19 protein-coding genes are annotated in these 20,513 nt (G+C 66.7%); 10 read left to right on the top strand and 9 right to left on the bottom strand.

The genetic code is table 11. From position 1 onward, the window contains the following. The first annotated feature begins 23 nt into the window (after window positions 1-23). The 4 genes from ACFQDH_RS01910 to ACFQDH_RS01895 all read left to right on the top strand — a co-directional run bounded on the left by ACFQDH_RS01910 (window position 24) and on the right by ACFQDH_RS01895 (window position 3,302). Window positions 24-644, top strand: coding sequence for an HAD family hydrolase (locus tag ACFQDH_RS01910; RefSeq protein ID WP_382397947.1), 621 nt, complete (start codon window positions 24-26; stop codon window positions 642-644). 154 nt (window positions 645-798) lie between these two features. Then, entirely contained in the window at window positions 799-1,182 is a 384-nt protein-coding gene (locus tag ACFQDH_RS01905; RefSeq protein WP_382397945.1) for a cold-shock protein, read from the top strand. Window positions 1,183-1,185: 3 nt separating this feature from the next. Next, window positions 1,186-1,938, top strand: a complete 753-nt coding sequence (locus tag ACFQDH_RS01900) for a DUF3027 domain-containing protein (RefSeq protein WP_382397943.1) — start codon at window positions 1,186-1,188, stop codon at window positions 1,936-1,938. A 224-nt stretch (window positions 1,939-2,162) separates the two neighbouring features. Beyond that, window positions 2,163-3,302, top strand: coding sequence for a hypothetical protein (locus tag ACFQDH_RS01895; protein WP_382397941.1), 1,140 nt, complete (start codon window positions 2,163-2,165; stop codon window positions 3,300-3,302). Here ACFQDH_RS01895 and ACFQDH_RS01890 read toward each other — a convergent pair. The 4 genes from ACFQDH_RS01890 to ACFQDH_RS01875 all read right to left on the bottom strand — a co-directional run bounded on the left by ACFQDH_RS01890 (window position 3,283) and on the right by ACFQDH_RS01875 (window position 6,968). Further along, complete coding sequence (locus tag ACFQDH_RS01890; protein ID WP_382397939.1) at window positions 3,283-4,443, bottom strand: sensor histidine kinase; 1,161 nt, start codon at window positions 4,441-4,443, stop codon at window positions 3,283-3,285. The genes ACFQDH_RS01895 and ACFQDH_RS01890 overlap by 20 nt on opposite strands. A 1-nt stretch (window position 4,444) precedes the next feature. Further along, the gene (locus ACFQDH_RS01885; RefSeq protein WP_382397937.1) at window positions 4,445-5,137 is read right to left on the bottom strand and encodes a response regulator transcription factor; all 693 of its coding nucleotides are present in this window, start codon (window positions 5,135-5,137) and stop codon (window positions 4,445-4,447) included. A 69-nt stretch (window positions 5,138-5,206) separates the two neighbouring features. Further along, window positions 5,207-6,649, bottom strand: coding sequence for a glucose-6-phosphate dehydrogenase (gene zwf, locus ACFQDH_RS01880; protein ID WP_382397935.1), 1,443 nt, complete (start codon window positions 6,647-6,649; stop codon window positions 5,207-5,209). A gap of 64 nt (window positions 6,650-6,713) precedes the next feature. After that, the gene (locus tag ACFQDH_RS01875; protein WP_382397933.1) at window positions 6,714-6,968 is read right to left on the bottom strand and encodes a DUF2530 domain-containing protein; all 255 of its coding nucleotides are present in this window, start codon (window positions 6,966-6,968) and stop codon (window positions 6,714-6,716) included. A gap of 56 nt (window positions 6,969-7,024) precedes the next feature. Here ACFQDH_RS01875 and ACFQDH_RS01870 point away from each other — a divergent pair, with 56 nt between their 5' ends. From ACFQDH_RS01870 to ACFQDH_RS01860, 3 genes are all read left to right on the top strand, one after another. Further along, window positions 7,025-8,488, top strand: a complete 1,464-nt coding sequence (locus ACFQDH_RS01870) for an NCS2 family permease (protein ID WP_382397931.1) — start codon at window positions 7,025-7,027, stop codon at window positions 8,486-8,488. Between the two features lie 424 nt (window positions 8,489-8,912). Further along, complete coding sequence (locus tag ACFQDH_RS01865; RefSeq protein WP_382397929.1) at window positions 8,913-10,217, top strand: sensor histidine kinase; 1,305 nt, start codon at window positions 8,913-8,915, stop codon at window positions 10,215-10,217. Between the two features lie 5 nt (window positions 10,218-10,222). Beyond that, window positions 10,223-10,864, top strand: a complete 642-nt coding sequence (locus ACFQDH_RS01860) for a response regulator (RefSeq protein ID WP_382397927.1) — start codon at window positions 10,223-10,225, stop codon at window positions 10,862-10,864. 7 nt (window positions 10,865-10,871) lie between these two features. On the opposite strand, the gene ACFQDH_RS01855 is transcribed toward ACFQDH_RS01860, so the two are convergent. From ACFQDH_RS01855 to ACFQDH_RS01840, 4 genes are all read right to left on the bottom strand, one after another. Further along, window positions 10,872-11,000: a hypothetical protein gene (locus ACFQDH_RS01855; protein ID WP_382397925.1), complete on the bottom strand. Its 129-nt coding sequence runs from the start codon at window positions 10,998-11,000 to the stop codon at window positions 10,872-10,874. Window positions 11,001-11,021: 21 nt separating this feature from the next. Continuing rightward, window positions 11,022-11,642 (bottom strand): vWA domain-containing protein, encoded by a 621-nt coding sequence (locus ACFQDH_RS01850; RefSeq protein ID WP_382397923.1) that lies wholly within the window; start codon window positions 11,640-11,642, stop codon window positions 11,022-11,024. A 212-nt stretch (window positions 11,643-11,854) separates the two neighbouring features. Further along, complete coding sequence (locus tag ACFQDH_RS01845) at window positions 11,855-13,504, bottom strand: DNA repair helicase XPB (RefSeq protein WP_382397921.1); 1,650 nt, start codon at window positions 13,502-13,504, stop codon at window positions 11,855-11,857. A 119-nt stretch (window positions 13,505-13,623) separates the two neighbouring features. Then, complete coding sequence (locus tag ACFQDH_RS01840) at window positions 13,624-14,163, bottom strand: YbaK/EbsC family protein (RefSeq protein ID WP_382397919.1); 540 nt, start codon at window positions 14,161-14,163, stop codon at window positions 13,624-13,626. Window positions 14,164-14,456: 293 nt separating this feature from the next. Here ACFQDH_RS01840 and ACFQDH_RS01835 point away from each other — a divergent pair, with 293 nt between their 5' ends. The 3 genes from ACFQDH_RS01835 (at window position 14,457) to ACFQDH_RS01825 (ending at window position 18,262) form a co-directional block, all read left to right on the top strand. Beyond that, window positions 14,457-15,386: a hydroxymethylglutaryl-CoA lyase gene (locus ACFQDH_RS01835; RefSeq protein ID WP_382397917.1), complete on the top strand. Its 930-nt coding sequence runs from the start codon at window positions 14,457-14,459 to the stop codon at window positions 15,384-15,386. Window positions 15,387-15,476: 90 nt separating this feature from the next. Then, window positions 15,477-17,423: a M13 family metallopeptidase gene (locus ACFQDH_RS01830; RefSeq protein WP_382397915.1), complete on the top strand. Its 1,947-nt coding sequence runs from the start codon at window positions 15,477-15,479 to the stop codon at window positions 17,421-17,423. Window positions 17,424-17,674: 251 nt separating this feature from the next. After that, a complete protein-coding gene (locus tag ACFQDH_RS01825; RefSeq protein WP_382397913.1) occupies window positions 17,675-18,262 on the top strand; it encodes a GNAT family N-acetyltransferase in 588 nt (195 codons plus the stop codon). A gap of 95 nt (window positions 18,263-18,357) precedes the next feature. On the opposite strand, the gene ACFQDH_RS01820 is transcribed toward ACFQDH_RS01825, so the two are convergent. Further along, on the bottom strand, window positions 18,358-20,424 hold the full coding sequence (locus ACFQDH_RS01820) for a putative Ig domain-containing protein (protein ID WP_382397911.1): 2,067 nt from the start codon (window positions 20,422-20,424) through the stop codon (window positions 18,358-18,360). Between the last annotated feature and the right edge of the window lie 89 nt (window positions 20,425-20,513).

The raw sequence follows: 20,513 nt of genomic DNA, 5'->3' as shown, positions 1-20,513 counted from the left end.
AGCCCTTGGCTATCGTTCGCGTCGTGTATGACGCAGGGCGCCTCGTGGTCGGATTCGACCTGGACATGACACTCGTCGACTCCCGGAAAGGGATCGTCGGCTGCATGCAGCGCGTGCTCGATGCGCGTGGCGTGGCCGCCACCGATGAGCAGTTGTGGCCGCTGATCGGCGCACCCTTGCTGGACAATCTGGCGCTCTTCCTGCCCGACGACCAGGTGGAGTCCGCGGCCGCCGACTACCGGGCCGACTACCTCGTGCAGGCGATCGAAATGACGGTCCTGCTGCCCGGCGCTCGCGAGCTCGTTGACGCCATTCATGACGCCGATGGCACGGTGCTCGTAGTCAGCGCCAAGAACCCGACGGCCGTCAAGGCAGTGCTGGAGCACGTCGGGATCAACCCGGACATCGTGGTCGGCGATCTCTTCGGCCACGACAAGGCGACCCCGCTTCAGGAGCATCGGGCCACGGCATACATCGGCGATCACAGCGGGGACATGCACGCCGCGAACACCGCCGGAGTCCGCGCGATCGGTGTCGCAACCGGTCCCACGGACCCCGAAGCGCTGCGCGAAGCCGGCGCCGATCTGGTGGTTGACGACCTGGGCGACCTGGTGTCGCGGCTGGACGAGCTCACCGCGGTCTGACCGGCTCCCGACTCCCGCGCGGCGCGACGCCGTCGTCCACAGGGCAAACGATTCGATTGAATCGCCGCTCACACGTTAATCTTGCGCGGCAAGCAACGTCACGAGCGCTGCTTCCCCACGAACAACATCACGCAACAATCACGTAGGAGTCACGGTGCCTTCCGGCAAGGTCAAGTTCTTCGACTCGGACAAGGGTTTCGGGTTCGTCTCCGGCGACGACGGGCAGGACGTCTTCCTGCCCTCCAGTGCGCTGCCGGCCGGCGTGACCACAGTCAAGAGCGGCACCCGCATCGACTACTCGGTCGCCGAGGGCCGACGCGGCGCGCAGGCGCTCAGCGCCACCCTGCGCGACTCCTCGCCCTCGCTGGCTGCTCGACACCGCAAGCCGGCCGACGACATGGCGATCATCGTCGAGGACGTGATCAAGTTGCTGGACGACCTGGGCAACGGCTTGCGCCGCGGCCGCTACCCCGACAAGCGCCACGCGGAGAAGGTCGCCTCCGTGCTGCGCGCCGTCGCCGACGATCTCGAAGGCTGACTCATGGCAGTGAAGAAGGACAGCAAGCCCAAGGCCGACAAGGTCGCGCTGGCCGCGATCGAGCCGGCGCGGGAGGCGGCCATCTCGATCGCCGAGCCCGGCACCGTCGGTGAGCACGTGGGCTCGGTCATGATCGGTGACCGCCTCGCGATGCAGTACTTCGCCTGCCTGTCACCGGGTTACGTCGGTTGGCACTGGGCGGTTTCGGTCGCGCGAGCGCCGCGTCAGAAGTTCGCCACCGTGTGCGACACCAACCTGCTGCCGACCGATGAGGCCGTGCTGGCTCCCGACTGGCTCCCGTATGTCGACCGCATCGCGCCCGGAGACATCGGCGCCGGCGACGAGCGCCCGTATGTCGAGGACGACGACTACCTCGAGGCCGGTTTCGAGGCGACCGGCGACGAGGACGTCGACCAGGTGGGTTTCTTCGAGCTCGGCCTCGGTCGCCCGCGTGTGCTGTCCGCGGAGGGTCGCGACGCTGCCGCACAGCGCTGGTATGACGGTGACGCCGGCCCCAACACCGCAGTCGCGATGCAGGCCAAGGCGCACTGCTCGACCTGTGGCTTCTTCGTGCCGATGCCGGGTGTGCTGCGCCAGGTCTTCGGTGTCTGCGCCGGCGAATGGTCGCCGTCCGACGGCAAGGTCGTCTCACTGGACCACGGCTGTGGCGCGCACAGCGAGACCGAGGCGCCGGCTACTCCGCCCGAGGTTCTGGACGCTCCCGTCCTCGACGAGTTGGCTCTCGACTTTTCCTAATTCTTAGTCCTAGGCGCCCTACGACTAACGACGAGTCGGCTCTCGATTTCTCGTAAACCTTGGTCCTAGACCCCCTACGACTGTGGCGTGTTTGCGCCCGAAACCATTGTCGCAGAGGGGTTTTCGCGGTTGAGTCTCCGTCAGGGGGACGAGCTGTTCCGACCGCCCGGCATACGCCGAGTGGGCAGTCCGTCACAAAGCCCCACCTGACATAGGGGATCAAAATGTCTCGTACACGACGCGCTGCGGCGCTGCTCGCCATTGCCGCCACCGCCACCGGTGTCGCCACCACCGTTGCCGCATCGCCGCGTGCGACGGCGGTCACCACGGCCGGCATACACACTCGGGCCCAGGTGCCGTGGTCGCAGGTGGGCGACGGCTGGACGGCAGTCTCGGTCACCAAGAACGGTCACACCAACCTCGTGCTGGTCTCGCCGGCCGGCCAGTCCTACCAGATCGCGACGCTCGCAGCGTCCGAACGTGTCGACAGCATCTCGCACGACGGCAAGCACGTCCTGACCGACTATTCGGTCAGCGGCAGCTGGCGGATGCGGGCGTGGGACCTGCGCGCCGGCAAGGTCTCCACGACCCTGCCCGTCAACGCCTGGGCCAACTTCACCCGGCCGACCGGGTCAGCGCTGAACGTCCAGCTGTCCAGCAACACCTTCCAGCGGGTGACGGTCACCGGCAGAAAGGAACTGAGCCTTGCGCACCGCCCCGATCTTGCGGACCTCCTGCCGCACCCCGGCGGCCTGTATGACGCAGCGACGGCACTCGCCGGCAAGCCCGTCACGCTCTACAGCCACGTGACGATGCGGGCGATCCGCACCTACGGGATGCCCAAGGGCGCCAAAGGTTGCTCCCCGGTCGGCTGGGCGAACTCGTCGACGTTGTTGGAGGCGTGCACGATGAAGCAATTGGGGGAGATCAGCCAGCTGGAGGTATATCGGCAGAACATCAAGGGTGGGGCACCGCAGGCGGTCACCACGGGCAGCTGGGCGGGGGACATCACCAACCCGTTCGGACAGGGCTTCCTGGACGCGGACCAGACCGTGCTGGGGACGGTCGCGACGGCGCATAACGACGACATTGCCGGAAAGCGAAGCACGGTCTACCGGGTGAAGTCCGGCCGCGTCGTCGGGTCCATCAAGGCGCCGCTGGCCGCGGATGTCGCGCGGAGCGTCGACACCGCGAAAGTCGTTGGTAACACGGTCTTCTACACGCACACCAATCCGCCGATGGGTGACAACGGTGCCGTCGCGGCATACAACCTGGCGACCAAGAAGGTCACTTACCTGGTCGGCCCGCACTCGCAGTATGCCGGCAAGGCGACCAGCTCCGCCGTCATCGACCCGGCGTACTGACCTGCGGCTCCGGCTCAGCGATCGGGAGGGTGACGCTGAGCCGGAAGCCGTCGGGCACATGCTCCGCGTGGATCTCGCCGCCATGCGCCTCGACGATGCCACGCACGATCGCCAGGCCCAGCCCGGCGCCGTGCGTGCCGTGGTCGGTGGTGCGGGCGGCGTTCGCGCGCCAGCCCACGTCGAACATCCGGCCCAGGTCCTCGACATCGACACCGCTGCCGTGGTCCATGATGCTCAGCACCAGGTGCTTCTCGTCGCTCGTGTGGGCCGAGACGACGATCTCGGAGTTGTCCGGGGCGTGGCGCACCCCGTTGACCAACAGGTTGCCGATCGCGCGGGTGAGCTCGCGCGGATCGGCCCACAGCAGATGCCCCTCGACACCGCGTTCGACGATCGAGACCCCGCGCTCCGCGGCGGTCGGCTGTATGTCGGAGACGGCGTCCGAGACCAGGTCGAGCAACTCGACCAGCTCGCGCTGCAGCCGGAGCGTGCCGCTCTGCAGGGTGGACAGCTCGAAGAGGTCGTCGACCATGCCGGTCATCGTGTCCACCTTCGCCCGGATGGTGCGGATGTAGGCGTCCCGGTCCGGAGCGATCCCATCGTCCAAAGCCTCTGTCATGGCACGCATTCCGGCCAACGGAGTGCGCAGGTCGTGCGAGATCCAGGCGAAGAACTGTCGGCGGGCAGCGTCCAGTTTGTCGACCTCCGCGCGTGCGCCGGCAAGCCGGGTGGAGGACTCGGCGAGCTGGGAGTGCAGCTCGTTGAATTCCTTCAGACCAGGTGTCTGCGGCTGGAGGACGTCGCCGTCGCCGATCCGCCGGGCCGACTCGACGAGGGTGCGCACAGACCGGCCCACCGTGTGGTTCATCGTCACCCAGGCGGCGGTGAGGCTGACCACCGCGGAGACACCGACGACCCAGCACAGCACGGTCAGGTCGTGGGTCGAGACGAACATCTCGATCACGACCGCCACGACGGACGCGACGATCGACAGCACTGCCGCGGCGACGACGACCGTGACCTGCGAGGCGACCGAACCCCTTGAAGTCCAACGCAATACCGCCAGGGCCAGCGCGGTGACCACGGCCGTGCAGATGGCAGCGGTGAGCACGATCAGTGCAAGATTCGGCACGGTGAGCATGTCAGCCCTTTCCGTATGGCGTGAAGCGGTAGCCCGCACCCCACTCGGTACGCAGGTAGACGGGGGAGCGAGGTTCCGGTTCGATCTTCTCCCTGAGCCGCCGGACGTGAACGGTGACCGTCGAGGCGTCGCCGAAGGTCCAGCCCCAGACCTCGCCGAGGATGTCGTTGCGGGTCAGGACTTCGCCCGGTCGCTGCACGCAGAACAGCAGAAGCTCGTATTCCCTTGTGGTGAGTGCGATTTCGTCGTTGTCCCGCCATACGCGACGGTGGCCGGGGTCGATCCGGAAGGCTCCGACGGTGAACGGGTCGGCGGGTGCCGACGGAGAGTGGCGGCGTAGCTGCGCGGCCACCCGGAGCTGAAGCTCCTTCATCGAGAAGGGTTTTGCGATGTAGTCGTCGGCTCCGAATTCGAGACCGGCGATGCGGTGGTCGACAGCGCCCAACGCCGTCAGCATGATCACGGGTATGTCGGACCGGCGGCGCACATCCCGGCACAGGTCGTCGCCGCTAACGCCGGGCAGCATCCGGTCGACGATCAGCACGTCGGGCAGGTTCTCCTCGAGCGCGCTGCGTGCGCGAGCGCCGTCGCTGAACGACGAGACGTCATAGCCGCTGGAGCGCAAGTAGTCGCCGACGACCCCGCGCACCGTCGGGTCGTCCTCGACGATCATCACCCGCGCCCGGCTGTCCATACCGATGACGGTACCTACCACCTGGTCCGGCGCCCGATTTCCTTACGGAGCTGAAACAACCGAGAGCGGTCAGGCCGTCGGCTCGCGCCACTTGCGCTCGAAGGGGAGTCGCCACGCGCTTGGTGCGACGAGCTGGTGGATCTGGTTGGGACCCCACGATCCGGGCGCGTAGGGCCGCACCGGCGGCGGGTTCTCCAGCAGCGGCTGGCTGATCTCCCAGAGGCGTTCGATGCCGTCGGCCGTGGTGAAGAGGGTGTGGTCGCCGCGGACGGCGTCGTAGATGAGGCGCTCGTAGGCTTCGAGCACCGACCCTGCCCAGTCGGTGTCTTGCACCGCGAACTGCATCGAGACCTTGTCCATCCGGAAACCAGGTCCGGGGCGTTTTCCATAGAACGACAACGAAACTCGCGCCTCGTCGGCGAGGTCGAAGGTCAGGTGGTCCGGACCTTGCTGGCCGACGCCGGACCCGGACGGGAACATCGACTTCGGCGGCTCCTTGAACGCGATCGAGATGATGCGCTGTCCCTCGGCGAGCTTCTTGCCGGTGCGCAGGTAGAACGGCACGCCGGCCCAGCGCCAGTTGTCGATGCGGCATTTCAGTGCGACGAAGGTCTCGGTCTCTGACTCCGGGTGGACTCCCTTCTCGTCGCGGTAGCCCTGGTATTGACCGCGCACCACTTCGGTGGGCACCAGCGGCACCATCGAGCGGAAGACCTTGTTCTTCTCCTCGGTGATCGACTCCGGGTCGAGCGAGGTCGGCGGCTCCATGGCGGTGAACGCCAGCACCTGGAAGAGGTGCGTCACGACCATGTCGCGGTAGGCGCCGGTGCCCTCGTAGAAACCTGCGCGGCCCTCGAGGCTGAGCTCCTCGGGCACGTCGATCTGGACGTGATCGATGAAGTTGCGGTGCCAGATGGGCTCGAACAGGCCGTTGGCGAAGCGGAACGCCAGGATGTTGAGCGCCGCTTCCTTTCCGAGGAAGTGGTCGATGCGGTAGATCTGCGACTCGTCGAAGACTCGGTGCAGGGCGGCATTCAGTGTCACTGCGCTGGACAGGTCGGTGCCGAACGGCTTCTCCATGATGACGCGGGAACCCTCGACGAGGCCGGCCGCTTCGAGGGTATGGATGACGTCCAGCGCCGCCTTGGGCGGGACGCTCAAGTAGTGCAGGTGTCGGATCGGCGGCGCCATGTCCTTCTCCGCCTCGGTGACGCAGTTACGAAGCGCAGCCGGGCCCTCGGAGCCGGGCACGTAGTGCAGCCGCTTGGCGAAGGCGTTCCAGACCTTCGGCTCGATGGGGTGCTTGCTGAACTCCTGGATCGCCTTCTTGGCGAAGTCGACGAACTCCTCGCGCGACATTGCCTCCAGTGAGGTGCCGATCACTCGCAGGTCGGCGAGCAGATGCGTGTCGAAGAGATGGAACAGTCCGGGGAGCAGCTTGCGCCGGGACAGGTCACCGGTCGCACCGAATAGGACGAATGTGGTCGAATCCTGCATGGCGTCTGGCGTCATACCCCCACCTTCTACCCTTGTGCGACTTTGAGGAAAGTCGCCCCGAACATTTGAGTGCTCCGTTTCATGCTGCGCTGGCGTTGCCACGGCCGCGCTTGATGTAGGCCCAGCCGGTGCCGCCCAGCACGGCGCCCGCCACGCAGGTCCACGGCCACCAGTCTCGTCCGTCACCGTGCAGCGCCGGTATGACGAGGGTCAGCACCAGTGCGAGCACCCACAGGCCGACGCCGATCTCCACCACGCGCAAGACATCGACCTTCACCGGCAGCAGGTCATCGGCAGAGAGCTCGGTGGCGTCGTCGGGCTCGGAATCGGTCACGGGAGTAAGCGTAGTGCGGTCACCGCCCCGTGGCCGATACCCCTACGCTGCTGCCCATGAGTTCACCCGCCATGGCGCCGAATGCGCTGGACCGGTACTTCAAGATCACCGAGCGAGGCTCGACCATCAGTCGGGAGATCCGTGGTGGGTTGGTCACCTTCTTCGCGATGGCCTACATCATCGTGCTCAACCCGCTGATCATCGGCACCGTCAAGGACGACGGCGGTCACGGGTCGTTCCTCGGCGGCGGGTCGGACCCGCAACTGGCCAAGATCGCCGCGGCGACCTCGCTGGTGGCCGGAGTGATGACGATCCTGATGGGCGCCATCGCCAACTTCCCGATGGCCATCGCAACGGGCTTGGGGCTCAATGCCTTTGTGACCTTCTCGATCGCGGCGCTGCCTGGCATGACGTGGGCCGACGCAATGGGTCTGGTTGTCCTCGAAGGCATCGTGATGCTCGTGCTGGTGCTGTCCGGATTCCGGGTCGCGGCGTTCAAGGCGCTGCCACCGCCGATGAAGATCGCGATCAGCGTGGGCATCGGCCTGTTCATCACCTTGGTCGCATTCTTCGACTCCGGCTTCATCCGCGCCGGGGCCGGTACGCCGGTGCAGTTGGGCGTCAACGGCGAGCTCAACGGTTGGCCGCTGCTGGTCTTCTGCGTCGGACTGATCCTGGTGATCGGGCTCTACGTGCGAAAGCTCAAGGGCGCCATACTGATTGCGATTCTGGCGACCACGGTGCTGGCAGTGATCGTGGAGGCGATCGGCCACCAGGGCGCGCAGGGCGCCAAGAACCCGACCGGGTGGGCCCTGAGCGTCCCGAAGCTTCCGTCGCACTGGGTGGCGACGCCGGATTTCGGGCTGATTGGTCACATCAGCCTCTTCGGCTCGTTCGGCAAGATCAGCGTGATCACCGCGCTGCTGTTGATCTTCTCGCTGGTGCTCGCCGATTTCTTCGACACGATGGGCACGATGGTCGCGATCGGCAGCAAGGCCGACCTGCTCGATGAGGAGGGCACGCCGGAGGGTGCGCAGACGATCCTGGTGGTCGACTCGATCGCGGCCGCAGCCGGAGGTATGGCGTCAGTCAGCTCCAACACCGGCTACATCGAGTCGTCGGCCGGTGTCAGCGAAGGCGCGCGTACCGGCTTGGCGGCGATTGTGACCGGCGTGCTCTTCCTGCTCGCGACATTCCTGTCGCCTCTCGTCGCGGTCGTCCCCTATGAGGCTGCGACACCGGCGCTGGTGCTGGTCGGCTTCCTGATGATGCAGCAGGTCGGCGGAATCGACTGGCACGACTGGGATATCGCGATCCCAGCGTTCCTGACCATCGTGCTGATGCCGTTCTCCTACTCGATCACCGTCGGCATCGGCGCCGGTTGCATCGCGTTCGTCGTCGTGAAGCTCGCGCGCGGACGGGTGAAGCAGGTGCCGCCGCTGATGTGGCTGATCGCCGGACTCTTCGTGATCTATTTCGCGATCGCCCCGGTCCAGGACATCCTGCACAAGATCTTCTGACCCCAAGTTGGTTGAGTAGGGCGGGGGAGCGCAGCGGAGGAGCCTGTATCGAAACCCGTCAAGGTGATCGAGTGCATGAGGGACGAGCAGTGTTGTGACGTCAAGGTGATCGAGTGCCGTGAGGGACGAGCGGCGTATCGAGATCTCGGCGTCGATTCGGTAGGTCTCGATACGCGGCTCGTTCCTCGCCCTGCTCGACCACCTTGGGGTGGGTGTCACCAAGGTGGTCGAGTGCCAGAGGAGCGCAGCGGGGGAGGTGTATCGAGACCAGGTGTATCAAGATCCCGGCGTCGATTCGGTAGGTCTCGATGCGCGGCTCGTTCCTCGCCCCTGCTCGACCAGCTTTGAGGTGGGGGTAGCCCGACATACCTTTGGCCGGTTCACGGGATCGGTTTCCTGACGCTGCATTCCTAACGTTGTGGGCATGGCATATTCACAGGTGATGAGTGACGACGCGCAGGCCGGAACGCACCCGGTCGGGCAGCTCGGCAACGGCCGGCCCGGGCTGGTCCGCCGCACTCTGACCAGCTCCCTCTATCTACTGCTCGCGTGGCCGTTCCAGCTCACGGTTTTCATCGTCAACGTCACGCTGGTGTCGACAGCGTTCTCGATCCTGTTGGCACCATTGTCGATCCCGCTCGCCATCGGCTGCGCCTCCGGTGCCGCCGCTGTCGAGCGTCGGATGGTGTCTCGCTGGGTCGGGCTCGACGCTCCGCCAGCACACCGGCTGGCACGCGCACCGCAGGAGCGTTGGGCGAACTATTTCGTGCGCGTGGTCAGCAGTCCGAGTGTCTGGCTCGAGGTTGTATGGACCCTCGTGTCGTGGATCGTCTCCACCATCACGTGGGTGCTCGCCATCACCTGGTGGTCGATCGCGATCGCGGCGACGACCTGGCCGGCATACGGGTGGATCATCCACGGGCGCAACGGAAACCAGGACCTGGCGGACATCGTTGGGGCGCACTCTTTCGCGGCCGCGGCCGCCCTGAACGTCCTGATCGGGCTGATCTTCCTCGTCACGCTGCCGGTAGTGATGATCGGGCTGGCGCGCGCGCAGGGCCTGATGTCGACGGCCCTGCTGGGCCGGGCCCAGCAGGAGGCGAAGATCGTCGAGCTGACGCAGTCGCGCGCCGCCGGTCGGGTGGCGGAGTCCACGCAACTGGCGCGCCTGGAGCGCGACATCCACGACGGCCCGCAGCAGCGGCTGGTCCGGCTCAAGATGGACCTGGCCCGGATGGAGCGACAGGTGGGCGACGACTCGCACGCCATACTCGGGCTGCGTGCGGCGATTGCCTCGACCCAGGAGACGCTGGACGAGCTGCGCGCACTCTCCAAGGGCATCGCGCCGCCGGTGCTCTCCGACCGCGGGTTGGTCGCCGCGGTCCGCGAAGCTGCCGGGCGCGCGACGATCCCGGTCACGGTGGAGGCGGAGCTGCACGAGGTGATCCTGCCGCCGCACCTGGAGCAGGCGGCATACTTCGTCGTCTCCGAGGCGCTGACCAACACCGCCAAGCACAGCGAGGCGCGTAGCGGGCTGGTTTCGTTGCAGGTCAACGGTATTGACCTGGTGGTGTCGGTCACCGACGACGGGCAGGGCGGTGCCCACTTGTCGAAGGGCAGCGGCCTGGTCGGCCTGCAGAACCGGGTGCGTTCGGTGGGCGGCACGTTGACGATTGACTCTCCGGTTGGTGGACCGACCACGGTGCTGGCGGTAATTCCCCTAACCTGAGCTTTGTGCGAATTGTGGTGGCCGACGACTCGACGCTGCTGCGAGAGGGAGTGCAGCTGATCCTCGGCGACGCCGGACACCAAGTGGTGGCCGGCGTCGGTGACGGAACCACACTGGTCGAAGCCGCACTGCGCGAGCGCCCCGACCTGATCATCACCGACGTGCGGATGCCGCCGAGCGGCACCGACGAGGGTCTGCGTGCGGCGGTGCGGATTCGGCAGGAGTGGCCGGACGCCCCGATCCTGGTGCTGTCGCAGTATGTCGTCGAGGCGTATGCCGACGAGCTGCTCGCAGCCGGCACCGGGGGCATCGGCTACCTGCTCAAGGACCGTGTCGGCGACATCGACGAGTTCCTGGCCGCAGTCGATTCCGTTGCCAGTGGTGGCACGGTGCTTGACCCGCAGGTCGTCGCTCAGCTGATGACCAGGCGACGGGATCCGTTGGCATCGTTGACACCTCGCGAGCGCGAGGTGTTGTCCCGTATGGCGCAGGGGATGTCCAACGCAGCGATCGCTGCGCGGCTGGTCGTCACCTCTGGTGCTGTCGAGAAGCACACCCAGCGGATCTTCGCCAAGCTGCAGCTCTCGCCCGACGACACCGCCGGCCACCGACGAGTGTTGGCCGTGCTGGCGTTCTTGCGCGACTGACGGCCGCTCAGCCGAACAACGCCTTCTGGAAGACGTTAGGTGCTTCTGACATGGTCCGGAGCGTCGTCGCGCTGCCCTTGGTCACGGCGGCCACTTGCTCCAGTCCCTTGTAGTTCTGTCCCGGGTTGAGCAGCACCATGCTGAGCGTGACGGGCTTCTAGGGGTCGAATCGCTTGGCGACATACGCCTTGACCTGGGCGAGGGTGACTTTGTTGCCGGTGTCCTCGTTGGCGCCGTCGGACAACACGAGCACCCGATTGACCCGGCCCGGCACGTAGTGCTCGACGGCGTAGCCGTACGCGCGCTCGATGGCCAGATAGACGGGGGCGCCGCCGCCCGGTTTGGCATGGTCGAGTGCCGCGTTGATCGCCTTGATGTGCGCCGGACTGCCAAGTGCGAGTGGCACATCGTCGAAGACTGGCCCACCTGGCCGGTTGGCGAAGAACCACATGGTGGATCGCTGCTGCGGCGAGGCGAGGGTGAAGGCGAGGGTGAAGGCGAGCTTGAGTAGCTGCTGCATCATCGCCACCTTCGGCGTCTTGGTGCCCGGGAAGTCCTCGGTCATTGATCCGGACAGATCCAGCATCGCCACCGTGGAGTTGCGTTGGTGTGCCGTCTGCCATGCGGTGCGGCTCGCTTTGAACGAGTCCGCTGTGACAGCAACGGGTTTCGCGAGATCGGTGCCTCCGGTGGTCTCCGGTCGCGCTCCGGTGATGCCCCGATAGCCGCTCGCACGCAGAGCCTCTTGGTCGGCTGCCGCCCCGCCGAGCAGTGGCACCCCGACGAGCTGGTCGGCGCCGGCTCCCGAGTTGTGGTCGACGACGGCCCGCTCCGTGGTTGAGCACTGCGCTCGCGGTCTTGGCGAATGCCGTGACCTCGGGTGCGTCCAGCAGGGTACGTGCCGCGGAGTCGGACTTCTCCACTACCGCGCGTTGTTCGACATGGACCATGGCGTACGTCGAAGGCGTTCGTCCCGAGCAGGCCGCGGTTTCAGCTGGATTGTGCGCCCATCTGGTCGGCGTCGACGATCCGATAGGCGTAACCCTGCTCGGCCAGGAAGCGCTGGCGGTGCGCGGCGAATTCGGCGTCGACGGTGTCGCGGGTGACCACGGTGTAGAAGTGCGCGGTGCGGCCGTCGCCCTTGGGACGCAGGACGCGGCCGAGACGCTGGGCTTCCTCCTGGCGCGAACCGAAGGTGCCGGAGACCTGGATCGCGACGCTCGCCTCGGGCAGGTCGATCGAGAAGTTGGCGACCTTGCTGACCACCAACTTGTTGATCTCACCGTCGCGGAACTGCTGAAAGAGCTTCTGCCGCTGGGTGACTCGCGTCTGGCCGGTGATCAGGTCCGCGCCGAGCCGCTCGGAGAGTGACTCGAGCTGGTCGAGGTACTGCCCGATGACCAGCGTCGGCTGACCGTCGTGTTGGCGCACCAACTCCTCGACCACCGATTCCTTCACCGGCGCGCAGGACGCGAAGCGGTAGCGGTCCTCGGGCTCGGTCGTGGCGTAGGCCATCCGCTCACCGTCGGAGAGGGTCACCCGCACCTCGACGCAATCGGCCGGTGCGATGTAGCCCTGAGTCTCGATGTCTTTCCACGGGGCGTCATACCGCTTGGGCCCGATCAGCGAGAAGACGTCGGACTCGCGGCCGTCCTCACGCACGAGGGTCGCAGTCAGCCCGAGGCGGCGGCGGGCCTGCAGGTCGGCCGTCATCCGGAAGATCGGTGCCGGGAGGAGGTGCACCTCGTCATACAGGATGAGGCCCCAGTCGCGAGCGTCGAGCAGCTCCAGGTGCGGGAAGACGCCCTTGCGCTTGTGCGTGAGGACTTGGTATGTCGCGATCGTGACCGGGCGGATCTCCTTGCGGGCGCCGGAGTATTCGCCGATCTCGTCCTCGGTGAGGGTCGTGCGGGCGAGCAGTTCGTCGCGCCACTGACGAGCCGAGACGGTGTTGGTGACCAGGATGAGAGTGGTCGCCTTCGCCTCGGCCATGGCGCCCGCGCCGACGAGGGTTTTGCCTGCGCCACAAGGGAGTACGACGACACCGGACCCGCCGTGCCAGAAGCCGTCGACCGCCTGCTGCTGGTAGGGACGCAGCGACCAGCCGTCCTCCCTGAGCGCGATCGCGTGGGCCTCGCCGTCGACATACCCGGCCTCGTCCTCGGCCGGCCAGCCGACCTTGATCAGCTGCTGCTTGATCGCACCGCGCTCGGACGGGTGCACGATGACGGTCGAGTCGTCGATCCGGTCGCCGATCATCGGCGCAATCTTCTTGTGCCGCAACACTTCTGTGAGGACGGCGGTGTCTGTCGTGGTCAGCACGAGGTTGCCCTCGTCGTCCTTGCTCAGCCGCAGGCGGCCGTAGCGGTCCATCGTCTCGGCGATGTCGATGAGCAGCGGATTGGGCACCGGGTAGCGGCTGTAGCGGATCAGCGCGTCGACGACCTGCTCGGCGTCGTGGCCGGCGGCGCGGGCGTTCCACAGGCCGAGCGGGGTCACCCGATAGGTGTGCATGTGCTCGGGTGCGCGTTCCAGCTCGGCGAAGGGTGCGATGGCGCGCCGTGCCTCCGTCGCCAGGGGATGGTCAACCTCCAGCAGCACGGTCTTGTCGCTCTGGACGATCAGTGGTCCGTCGGTCACGCGGGTGTCCCTTCGAGAAGTAGCCAACTAACCGTAACGACCGGAGTGGGCCACTTCTTCCGCCATACCCCGGGCCCTTTCGGCGTGGGTGCGGCCGCGGCGCCTTGGCTCCGTTGGGGTCAGTTGGCGAACGTGCCGACCTCTGCAGTCGGCAGCGCAGCGAGCTCGGCGGGCGAGACCAGGCATTTGCTGGCCCGTAACCCGGAGCCGATGACGACCGTTGCAGGTGCGTTCGCTACCCGTTCGTCGATCAGCACCGGCCAGTCGGCAGGCAACCCGATCGGCGTGATTCCGCCATACTCCATGCCACTGAGTCGGACTGCGTCGTCCATCGGCGCGAAGGAGCACTTGCGTACGTCGAGGAATTTGCGGACCGCTTTGTTGACGTCGGCGCGGGTGGTGGCGAGCACGACGACGGCGGCATACCGGGTGATCTCGCCGCGGCGACCCGCCACGACGACGCAGTTGCCCGACAGCTCAGGCGCCGAGCCGTATGCCGAGCAGAAGGCCGCCGTGTCGGCGAGTTCCGGGTCGATCTCGCTGACCTCCAGGCTCGGCACAGCGCCGAGTATGGCGGCGACCGGCGCGGCCAGCAGCTCTGTGCGATCAGCGGCCGCGTGCCAGGTGAGCGTGCCGCGTCCATCGGGTGTGTCAGGCATGGCGCGAGCCTAGGACGACGCGTCGAGTGTGGTACCGCCAACCCCGCGCCCCCTTTGCCGAGAGGACAGGCGATGCATCGACAGGACAGGGGATTTGCGCCGAAATCGGCTGAATCGCCTGTCCTGTCGATAAACGGGTGTCCTGTCGGTGAATGGGTGGGCGGGTTGGGGGTGAATGGGTGGGCGGGGTGTGCGCGGAGGGTGGTGGGTGTCGGCGGGGTGGGGCGTGGGGTGGATCGGCGTGGGTCGAGGCGCCATACGTGCGCCGGATCACACGGTGCGACCATGGAGCCATGGAGCTGCCACAGGTTGCGTCGATGCCGTCGATGCCCGACTCGATCACGATCTACGAGGTCGGAGCACGGGACGGCTTGCAGAACGAGAAGACCGTCGTGCCGACCGAAGCGAAGGCGCAGTTCATCGAGCGGCTGATCGACGCCGGGCTCGAGACCGTCGAGCTGACGTCGTTCGTGCCGCCCTCGTGGATCCCGCAGCTCGCGGACGCACCTGCGCTGCTGGAGCGGCTGGGCGACCTCAGCAAGGGCGCGAAGCGTCCGGTGCTCGTGCCCAACGAGCGCGGCCTGGACAACGCGCTCGCCGCCGGCGTCGGTGCGGTCGCGGTCTTCGGGTCGGCGACCGAGACCTTCGCGCGCAAGAACCTCAACCGATCGGTCGACGAGTCGCTGGCGATGTTCGCGCCCGTGGTGTCCCGGGCGCAGGACGCCGGCCTGTGGGTGCGCGGCTACGTCTCGATGTGCTTCGGCGACCCCTGGGAGGGGCCGGTGCCGATCGAGCAGGTCGTCGACGTATGCCGCAAGCTGATGGACCTCGGGTGTGACCAGCTGAGCCTGGGTGACACCATCGGGGTCGGGACGCCCGGCCACGTGACGGCCCTGCTGGCGGCGCTCGATGCAGGGGGCATCGGCACCGACCGGATCGGCGTCCATTTCCACGACACTTACGGTCAGGCGCTGTCCAACACGGTGACCGCGCTCGGCCACGGCGTCCGCGTCGTCGACGCCTCGACCGGCGGCCTGGGCGGTTGCCCCTACGCCAAATCGGCCACCGGCAACCTCGCCACCGAGGACCTGGTCTGGATGTGCCGTGGTCTCGGCATCGAGACCGGCGTCGACCTGGAGAAGCTGGTCGAGACGTCGGTGTGGATGGCGCAGCAGCTCGGTCGGCCGTCGCCCTCGCGTGTCGTGAAGGCGCTCGCAAGTTGATCGGACCCGGCCACAGACCGCGCTCGGCCGCGTAGGTTGAGCATCAGTCAGCCATCCGCGGGGGCGGAGCAAGATATGAGGAGTGCACACATGAAGTCTGGTCTCACCACCGACAACTTCGACCGATCGGTGCGGCCACAGGACGACCTGTTCGGCCACGTCAACGGCGCCTGGATCGAGAAGACCGAGATCCCTTCGGACAGAGGGCGATACGGCACCTTCGACCAGCTGCGGGAGGACGCCGAGGCGGCTGTCCACGCGTTGATCGAGGAGGCCGCCGAGTCCGCGTCGGAGCCCGGCACCCCGCGCCGTCAGGTGGGGGACCTCTTCGCCTCCTTCATGGACACTGATCGCATCGAGAAGGCCGGCGCAAGCGCACTCGCCGAGGACCTGGCGATCATCGACAAGGTGGCGTCGGCGTCCGACCTGCTCCGCGCCTGCGGCCAGCTGAGCCGCCGCGGTGTCGACACCTTCATCGGCTTCTATTCCATTGCGGACGCAAAGGATTCGGCGCACAACATCCTCTACGTCATGCAGGCTGGCATCGGTTTGCCGGACGAGTCCTACTACCGCGAGGACGAGCACGCCGAGGTTCGTGAGCAATATGTCGCCCACGTCGGGCGACTGCTCGGGCTGGCCGGTCTGGACGTGTCGCAGGCCGACACGATCATGGCGCTCGAGACGCGTTTGGCGAAGGCGCACTGGGATCGGGTTGCCGCACGGGACGCGGTCAAGACCTACAACAAGCTCACTCGCGCGGAGTTGGAGGCGCTCACCCCTGGCGTCGACTGGGACGCCTGGCTCGACGGTGTCGGCGGCGAGGCCCGCATCCTCGACCCGGTCAACGTCGAACAGCCTTCATTCCTCACCGGATTCGCGGAGGCACTGACCGACGAGCCGCTCGACGCCTGGAAGTCGTGGCTGACCTGGCGGCTCGTTTCGGACCGGGCGCCATACCTGAACCAGGCGATGGTCGAGGAGCGCTTCGACTTCGCGGGACGCACCCTGTCCGGCATACCCGAGAACCGTGAGCGCTGGAAGCGCGGCGTGTCCCTGGTCGAGTCACTGATCGGCGAAGCCGCCGGCCAGCTGTATGTCGAGCGGCATTTCCCGCCGCACGCGAAGGCGCGCATGGAGAAGCTGGTCGCCAATCTTGTCGAGGCATACCGTCGCGACTTCGAGACGTTGTCCTGGATGAGCGAGACTACGCGGGCCAAGGCGCTGGAGAAGCTGGCGAAGTTCACGCCCAAGATCGGCTACCCGGAGCGATGGAAGGACTACTCCGACATCGAGATTCGCCCCGACGACCTGATCGGCAACCTCGCTGCGGGCACCGCGTGGGAAGTCGACCGGATGCTGCGTCGCGTCGGCGACGAGGTCGACAGCAAGGAGTGGTTCATGACTCCGCAGACGGTCAACGCCTACTACATGCCGGTGATGAACGAGATCGTCTTCCCGGCAGCGATCCTGCAGCCGCCGTTCTTCGACGTCGACGCCGAGGACGCCGTCAACTACGGCGGCATCGGTGGTGTCATCGGTCACGAGATCGGGCACGGCTTCGACGACCAGGGTTCGCGGTATGACGGCGACGGCAACCTCGTCGACTGGTGGACCGACGAGGACCGGGAGCGCTTCGATGCGTTGTCGCAGAAGCTGATTGAGCAGTTCAACGGTCTCGAGGGGCGCGACGCACCGGGTAACAAGATCAACGGTGCGCTGACGATCGGCGAGAACATCGGTGACCTCGGCGGCCTGACGATCGGCTACCAGGCGCTGCAGATCGCCCAGGAGACGCAGAAGTCGCCCGAGCTGGACGGGTTCACGCCCGAGCAGCGGTTCTTCCTCGGCTGGTCGCAGGTCTGGTGTGGCAAGGCGCGTGAGGCGGAGGCCAAGCGGCTGCTCACGATCGACCCGCACGCGCCTGCCGACGCACGCGCCAACGTCGCTCGCAACCTGCACGAGTTCTTCGAGGCGTTCGACGTTTCGGCGGACGACGGCATGTACCTGCCCGAGGACGAGCGAGTCCGCATCTTCTGAGCCCTGGAGCTGGCGGAGGAGCCGGCGGCGGCGCATTGAGGAGCTCGTGAGGCACGAGCGAGCGTCTCGAAATGAGCGAAGCGGGGGAGGCGTCTCGAGGTCAAAGCAATCGGGTTGGGTTGTGGTGTCGAGGAAGCCGCTCTGCCGGTCTCACTCCACTGCGCTCCGCTAGCGCTCCGCTCCGCTGCATAGGCCCGGCAGAGCGACCACCTCGACACCGCGTGGACCTCACCTTTTCGTCAGGATGAGATATGAGCCAGCCTGTGTTGCGGACCGAGCGGTTGCTGATGCTCCCGCTTGCCGACGAGCACTTCGAGCTCGAAGTCGAACTCGACTCCGACGCAGAGGTATTGCGATACCTCTGGGGTCGGGCACGAACTCGCGACGAGGTCGTTTCGTCGCACGCGGAGCGGATGGAGCTTGGCCGCCAGGTGGACGGGCTCGGCTACTGGATGGCGTTCCTGCATGATGGCGAAAACAGCAGTGCCGCAGGAGAATTCGTCGGACTGATGATGCTCCCGCCGGACCATGCGGATGGCCGGGACTGCGACCCGGGCGACGCGGCGCTGGGTTACCGGATCATGCGCAAGCACTGGCGTCGGGGCTACGCGAGCGAGGCATCCGCTGAGTTGCTGCGGCATGCCTTCGAGGGCGTCGGTGTCGCGAAGGTCGTCGCGGACACGATGGCGGTGAACACCGGATCACGTGCGGTCATGGAGAAGGTCGGGATGCGTTATGCCCGAACGTATTTCGTGGACTTCGACTTTCCGTTGCCTGGCGCTGAGCAGGGCGAGGTGCTCTACGAGATCACCCGCAAGGACTGGTTGCGCGGCGCGTGAAACCGGCCCGACCAGCAATGCTGGCCGGGCCGGTCTTCATGTGCGATCCGGCGCAAGTGGGGGCAGGCGCCGAATCACGTTTCAGGACAACGCGATCAGGAGAGCGTTGTCGTGACGTCATCCAGCACGAAGGACGTCTGCAGTGAGGAGTCCTCGGTGCCGGTGAAGGTGAGCGTCACGGTCTGGCCGGCGTATGCCGACAGGTTGATCGTGTGCTTGGTGTAACCGCTGGCCGCGTTGGCGTTGGAGTAGGTCGCCAGCGTGGTCGAGCCTGCCTTCACTGCCAACTTGTCGTATGCCGTGGAGCCGTACTCGTCGGTGTCGATGTGCAGGTAGAACGACAGGCTCGCGGTGCAGCCGGACGGGATCGCGATGCTCTGCGACAGGGTGTCCGTGTGCGACTGGCCGTAACCGTCGAGCCAGGCGTCATACGAGCCGGCGTGCGTGGCCTCGTAAGAACCCCACTGGCCGATGATCTGGTTGTTGCTCTGGGTCCAGCTGGTCGTGCCCGACTCGAAGCCGGGGTTCTTCACGATCTGCCCGGAGCAGGAGCCACCGGTACTGCCGGTGATCGTCCAGGTGAAGGTCGCCGTGCCGGTCTTGCCCGCGGAGTCCTTCGCAGTTGCGGTCACTGAGTAGCTACCGGCCGCAGTCGGAGTGCCCGAGATCAGACCGGCGCTGCTGATCGACAGGCCTGTGGGCAGGCCGGTCGCGCTCCAGCTGTATGGCGAAGTGCCGCCACTCGCCGCAAGTTGCAGCGACGCCGCGGTGTTGACCGGGCTGCTCTTGCTGCCCGGATTCGTCACGGACACACCGGAAGTGGTGCCGGCGCCGAAGCCCGCGACGCCGTTCGGGGTGCCGTTTCCGCTCGGACCGTCCCAACCGACTCCGGCGTTGCACAGCACGGTGCCGCAGCTGCCGTTGTTGCCGCTGGTGACGTCGTTGAAGTCACCGGTGTGCGAGTAGGACAGGTCGTTTCCGTAGGTCGAGTTGCCTGCCGCGCCGGCGACTGCCGCGGTCGCGGCCAGCAGCGGGGAGGCGAGGCTGGTGCCGCCATACACGCTCCAGCCGCTGCCGCCGTACGTCTGGTAGACGGCCAGACCGGTGGCGGGGTCGGCGTCCATCGACACATCGGCCTCGGCGCGGTTGCTGCAGCTGGTGCTGACGCCGCTCTGGAAGGACGGCTTGGCGACATACGCCGAGCAACCGGAGCCGGTGCCCTCGGTCGTGCTTGTCTTCCAGACCGTTTCACTCCAGCCACGGCTGGTGCCGCTGTTGCGGGAGAGCGCCGTGCCGCCGACCGCGGTCACGTACGCCGACGTCGCCGGGTATGCCGCGCCGTAGTCGCTGTCACCGGTGCTCGCGGTGATGAACGTCCCGGCGTGCTTGAAGTACTGGTTGTCGGCCGTGGTGGTGGTGCTGTCCTCGCTGCCGCCGTAGCTGTTCGACACGTATTTCGCGCCCTGGGCGACCGCTTGGTTCACCGCTGCGCCGAGGTCGTTCATGCTGGCGGTGTTGGCCTCCACGAGCAGGATGTGGCAGGCGGGGCACGCTGCGCTGACCGCGTCGAGGTCCAGGGAGATCTCGCCGGCCCAGCCCTGGTCGGGTGCCGGGAAGCTGTTCGTCGAGCCGCTCTGGCTCATCTTGGTGAAGCAGCCGTTCGCGGTGGTGCAGGCCGGCAGACCGTACTGCTGACGGTAGGCCGCCAGGTCCGACTCGGCGTTCGGGTCGTCGTTCGCATCGACGATCGCAACCGTCGTACCGGCACCTGCGGCCGGCAGGTTGTATGCCGACTGGATGTCGCTCGGGCCGTAGCCGGACGGGGTCGCGTTCGGGGTGACTGCGTGGGGCACGATGCGGTTGGGCTCAACCGGATTGGTCTGTTTCAGCGCGAAGCAGGTGGCCCAACCCTTCGAAACCTTCTGGGAACACACGTGTTCCGACTTCACCGCCGCCTTGATCGGCGATCCGGTCATGGTGGAGGTCGGCGCCGCCGCCGTCTTCTTGGATTGAGCGTGCGCAAGGTGATGCGCGGCCGTCCCGTGGTTCGGGTGTGCGTAGGCCGTACCGCCGGTCATCGCGAGCGGTAGCGCCGCGACGACCCCGAAAAGTGCGACCCCGGCGGCTTTTCGCCGCGGGTGGCGCAGCTTGGATGACGACATCAGGTGTCCTTTCAGATAACATTCAGAGTTGTCACCACTAGCAGGTGGTGGCAACCGGCGAACTTACTCCGGTGTGTCACCAGCACGGG

It is taken from the genome of Flexivirga alba, from assembly GCF_042661025.1.
GTDB lineage: Bacteria > Actinomycetota > Actinomycetes > Actinomycetales > Dermatophilaceae > Flexivirga > Flexivirga alba.
The sequence above is the reverse complement of the archived record's forward strand: the minus strand, read 5'-3'. Positions and strand labels throughout refer to the sequence as shown.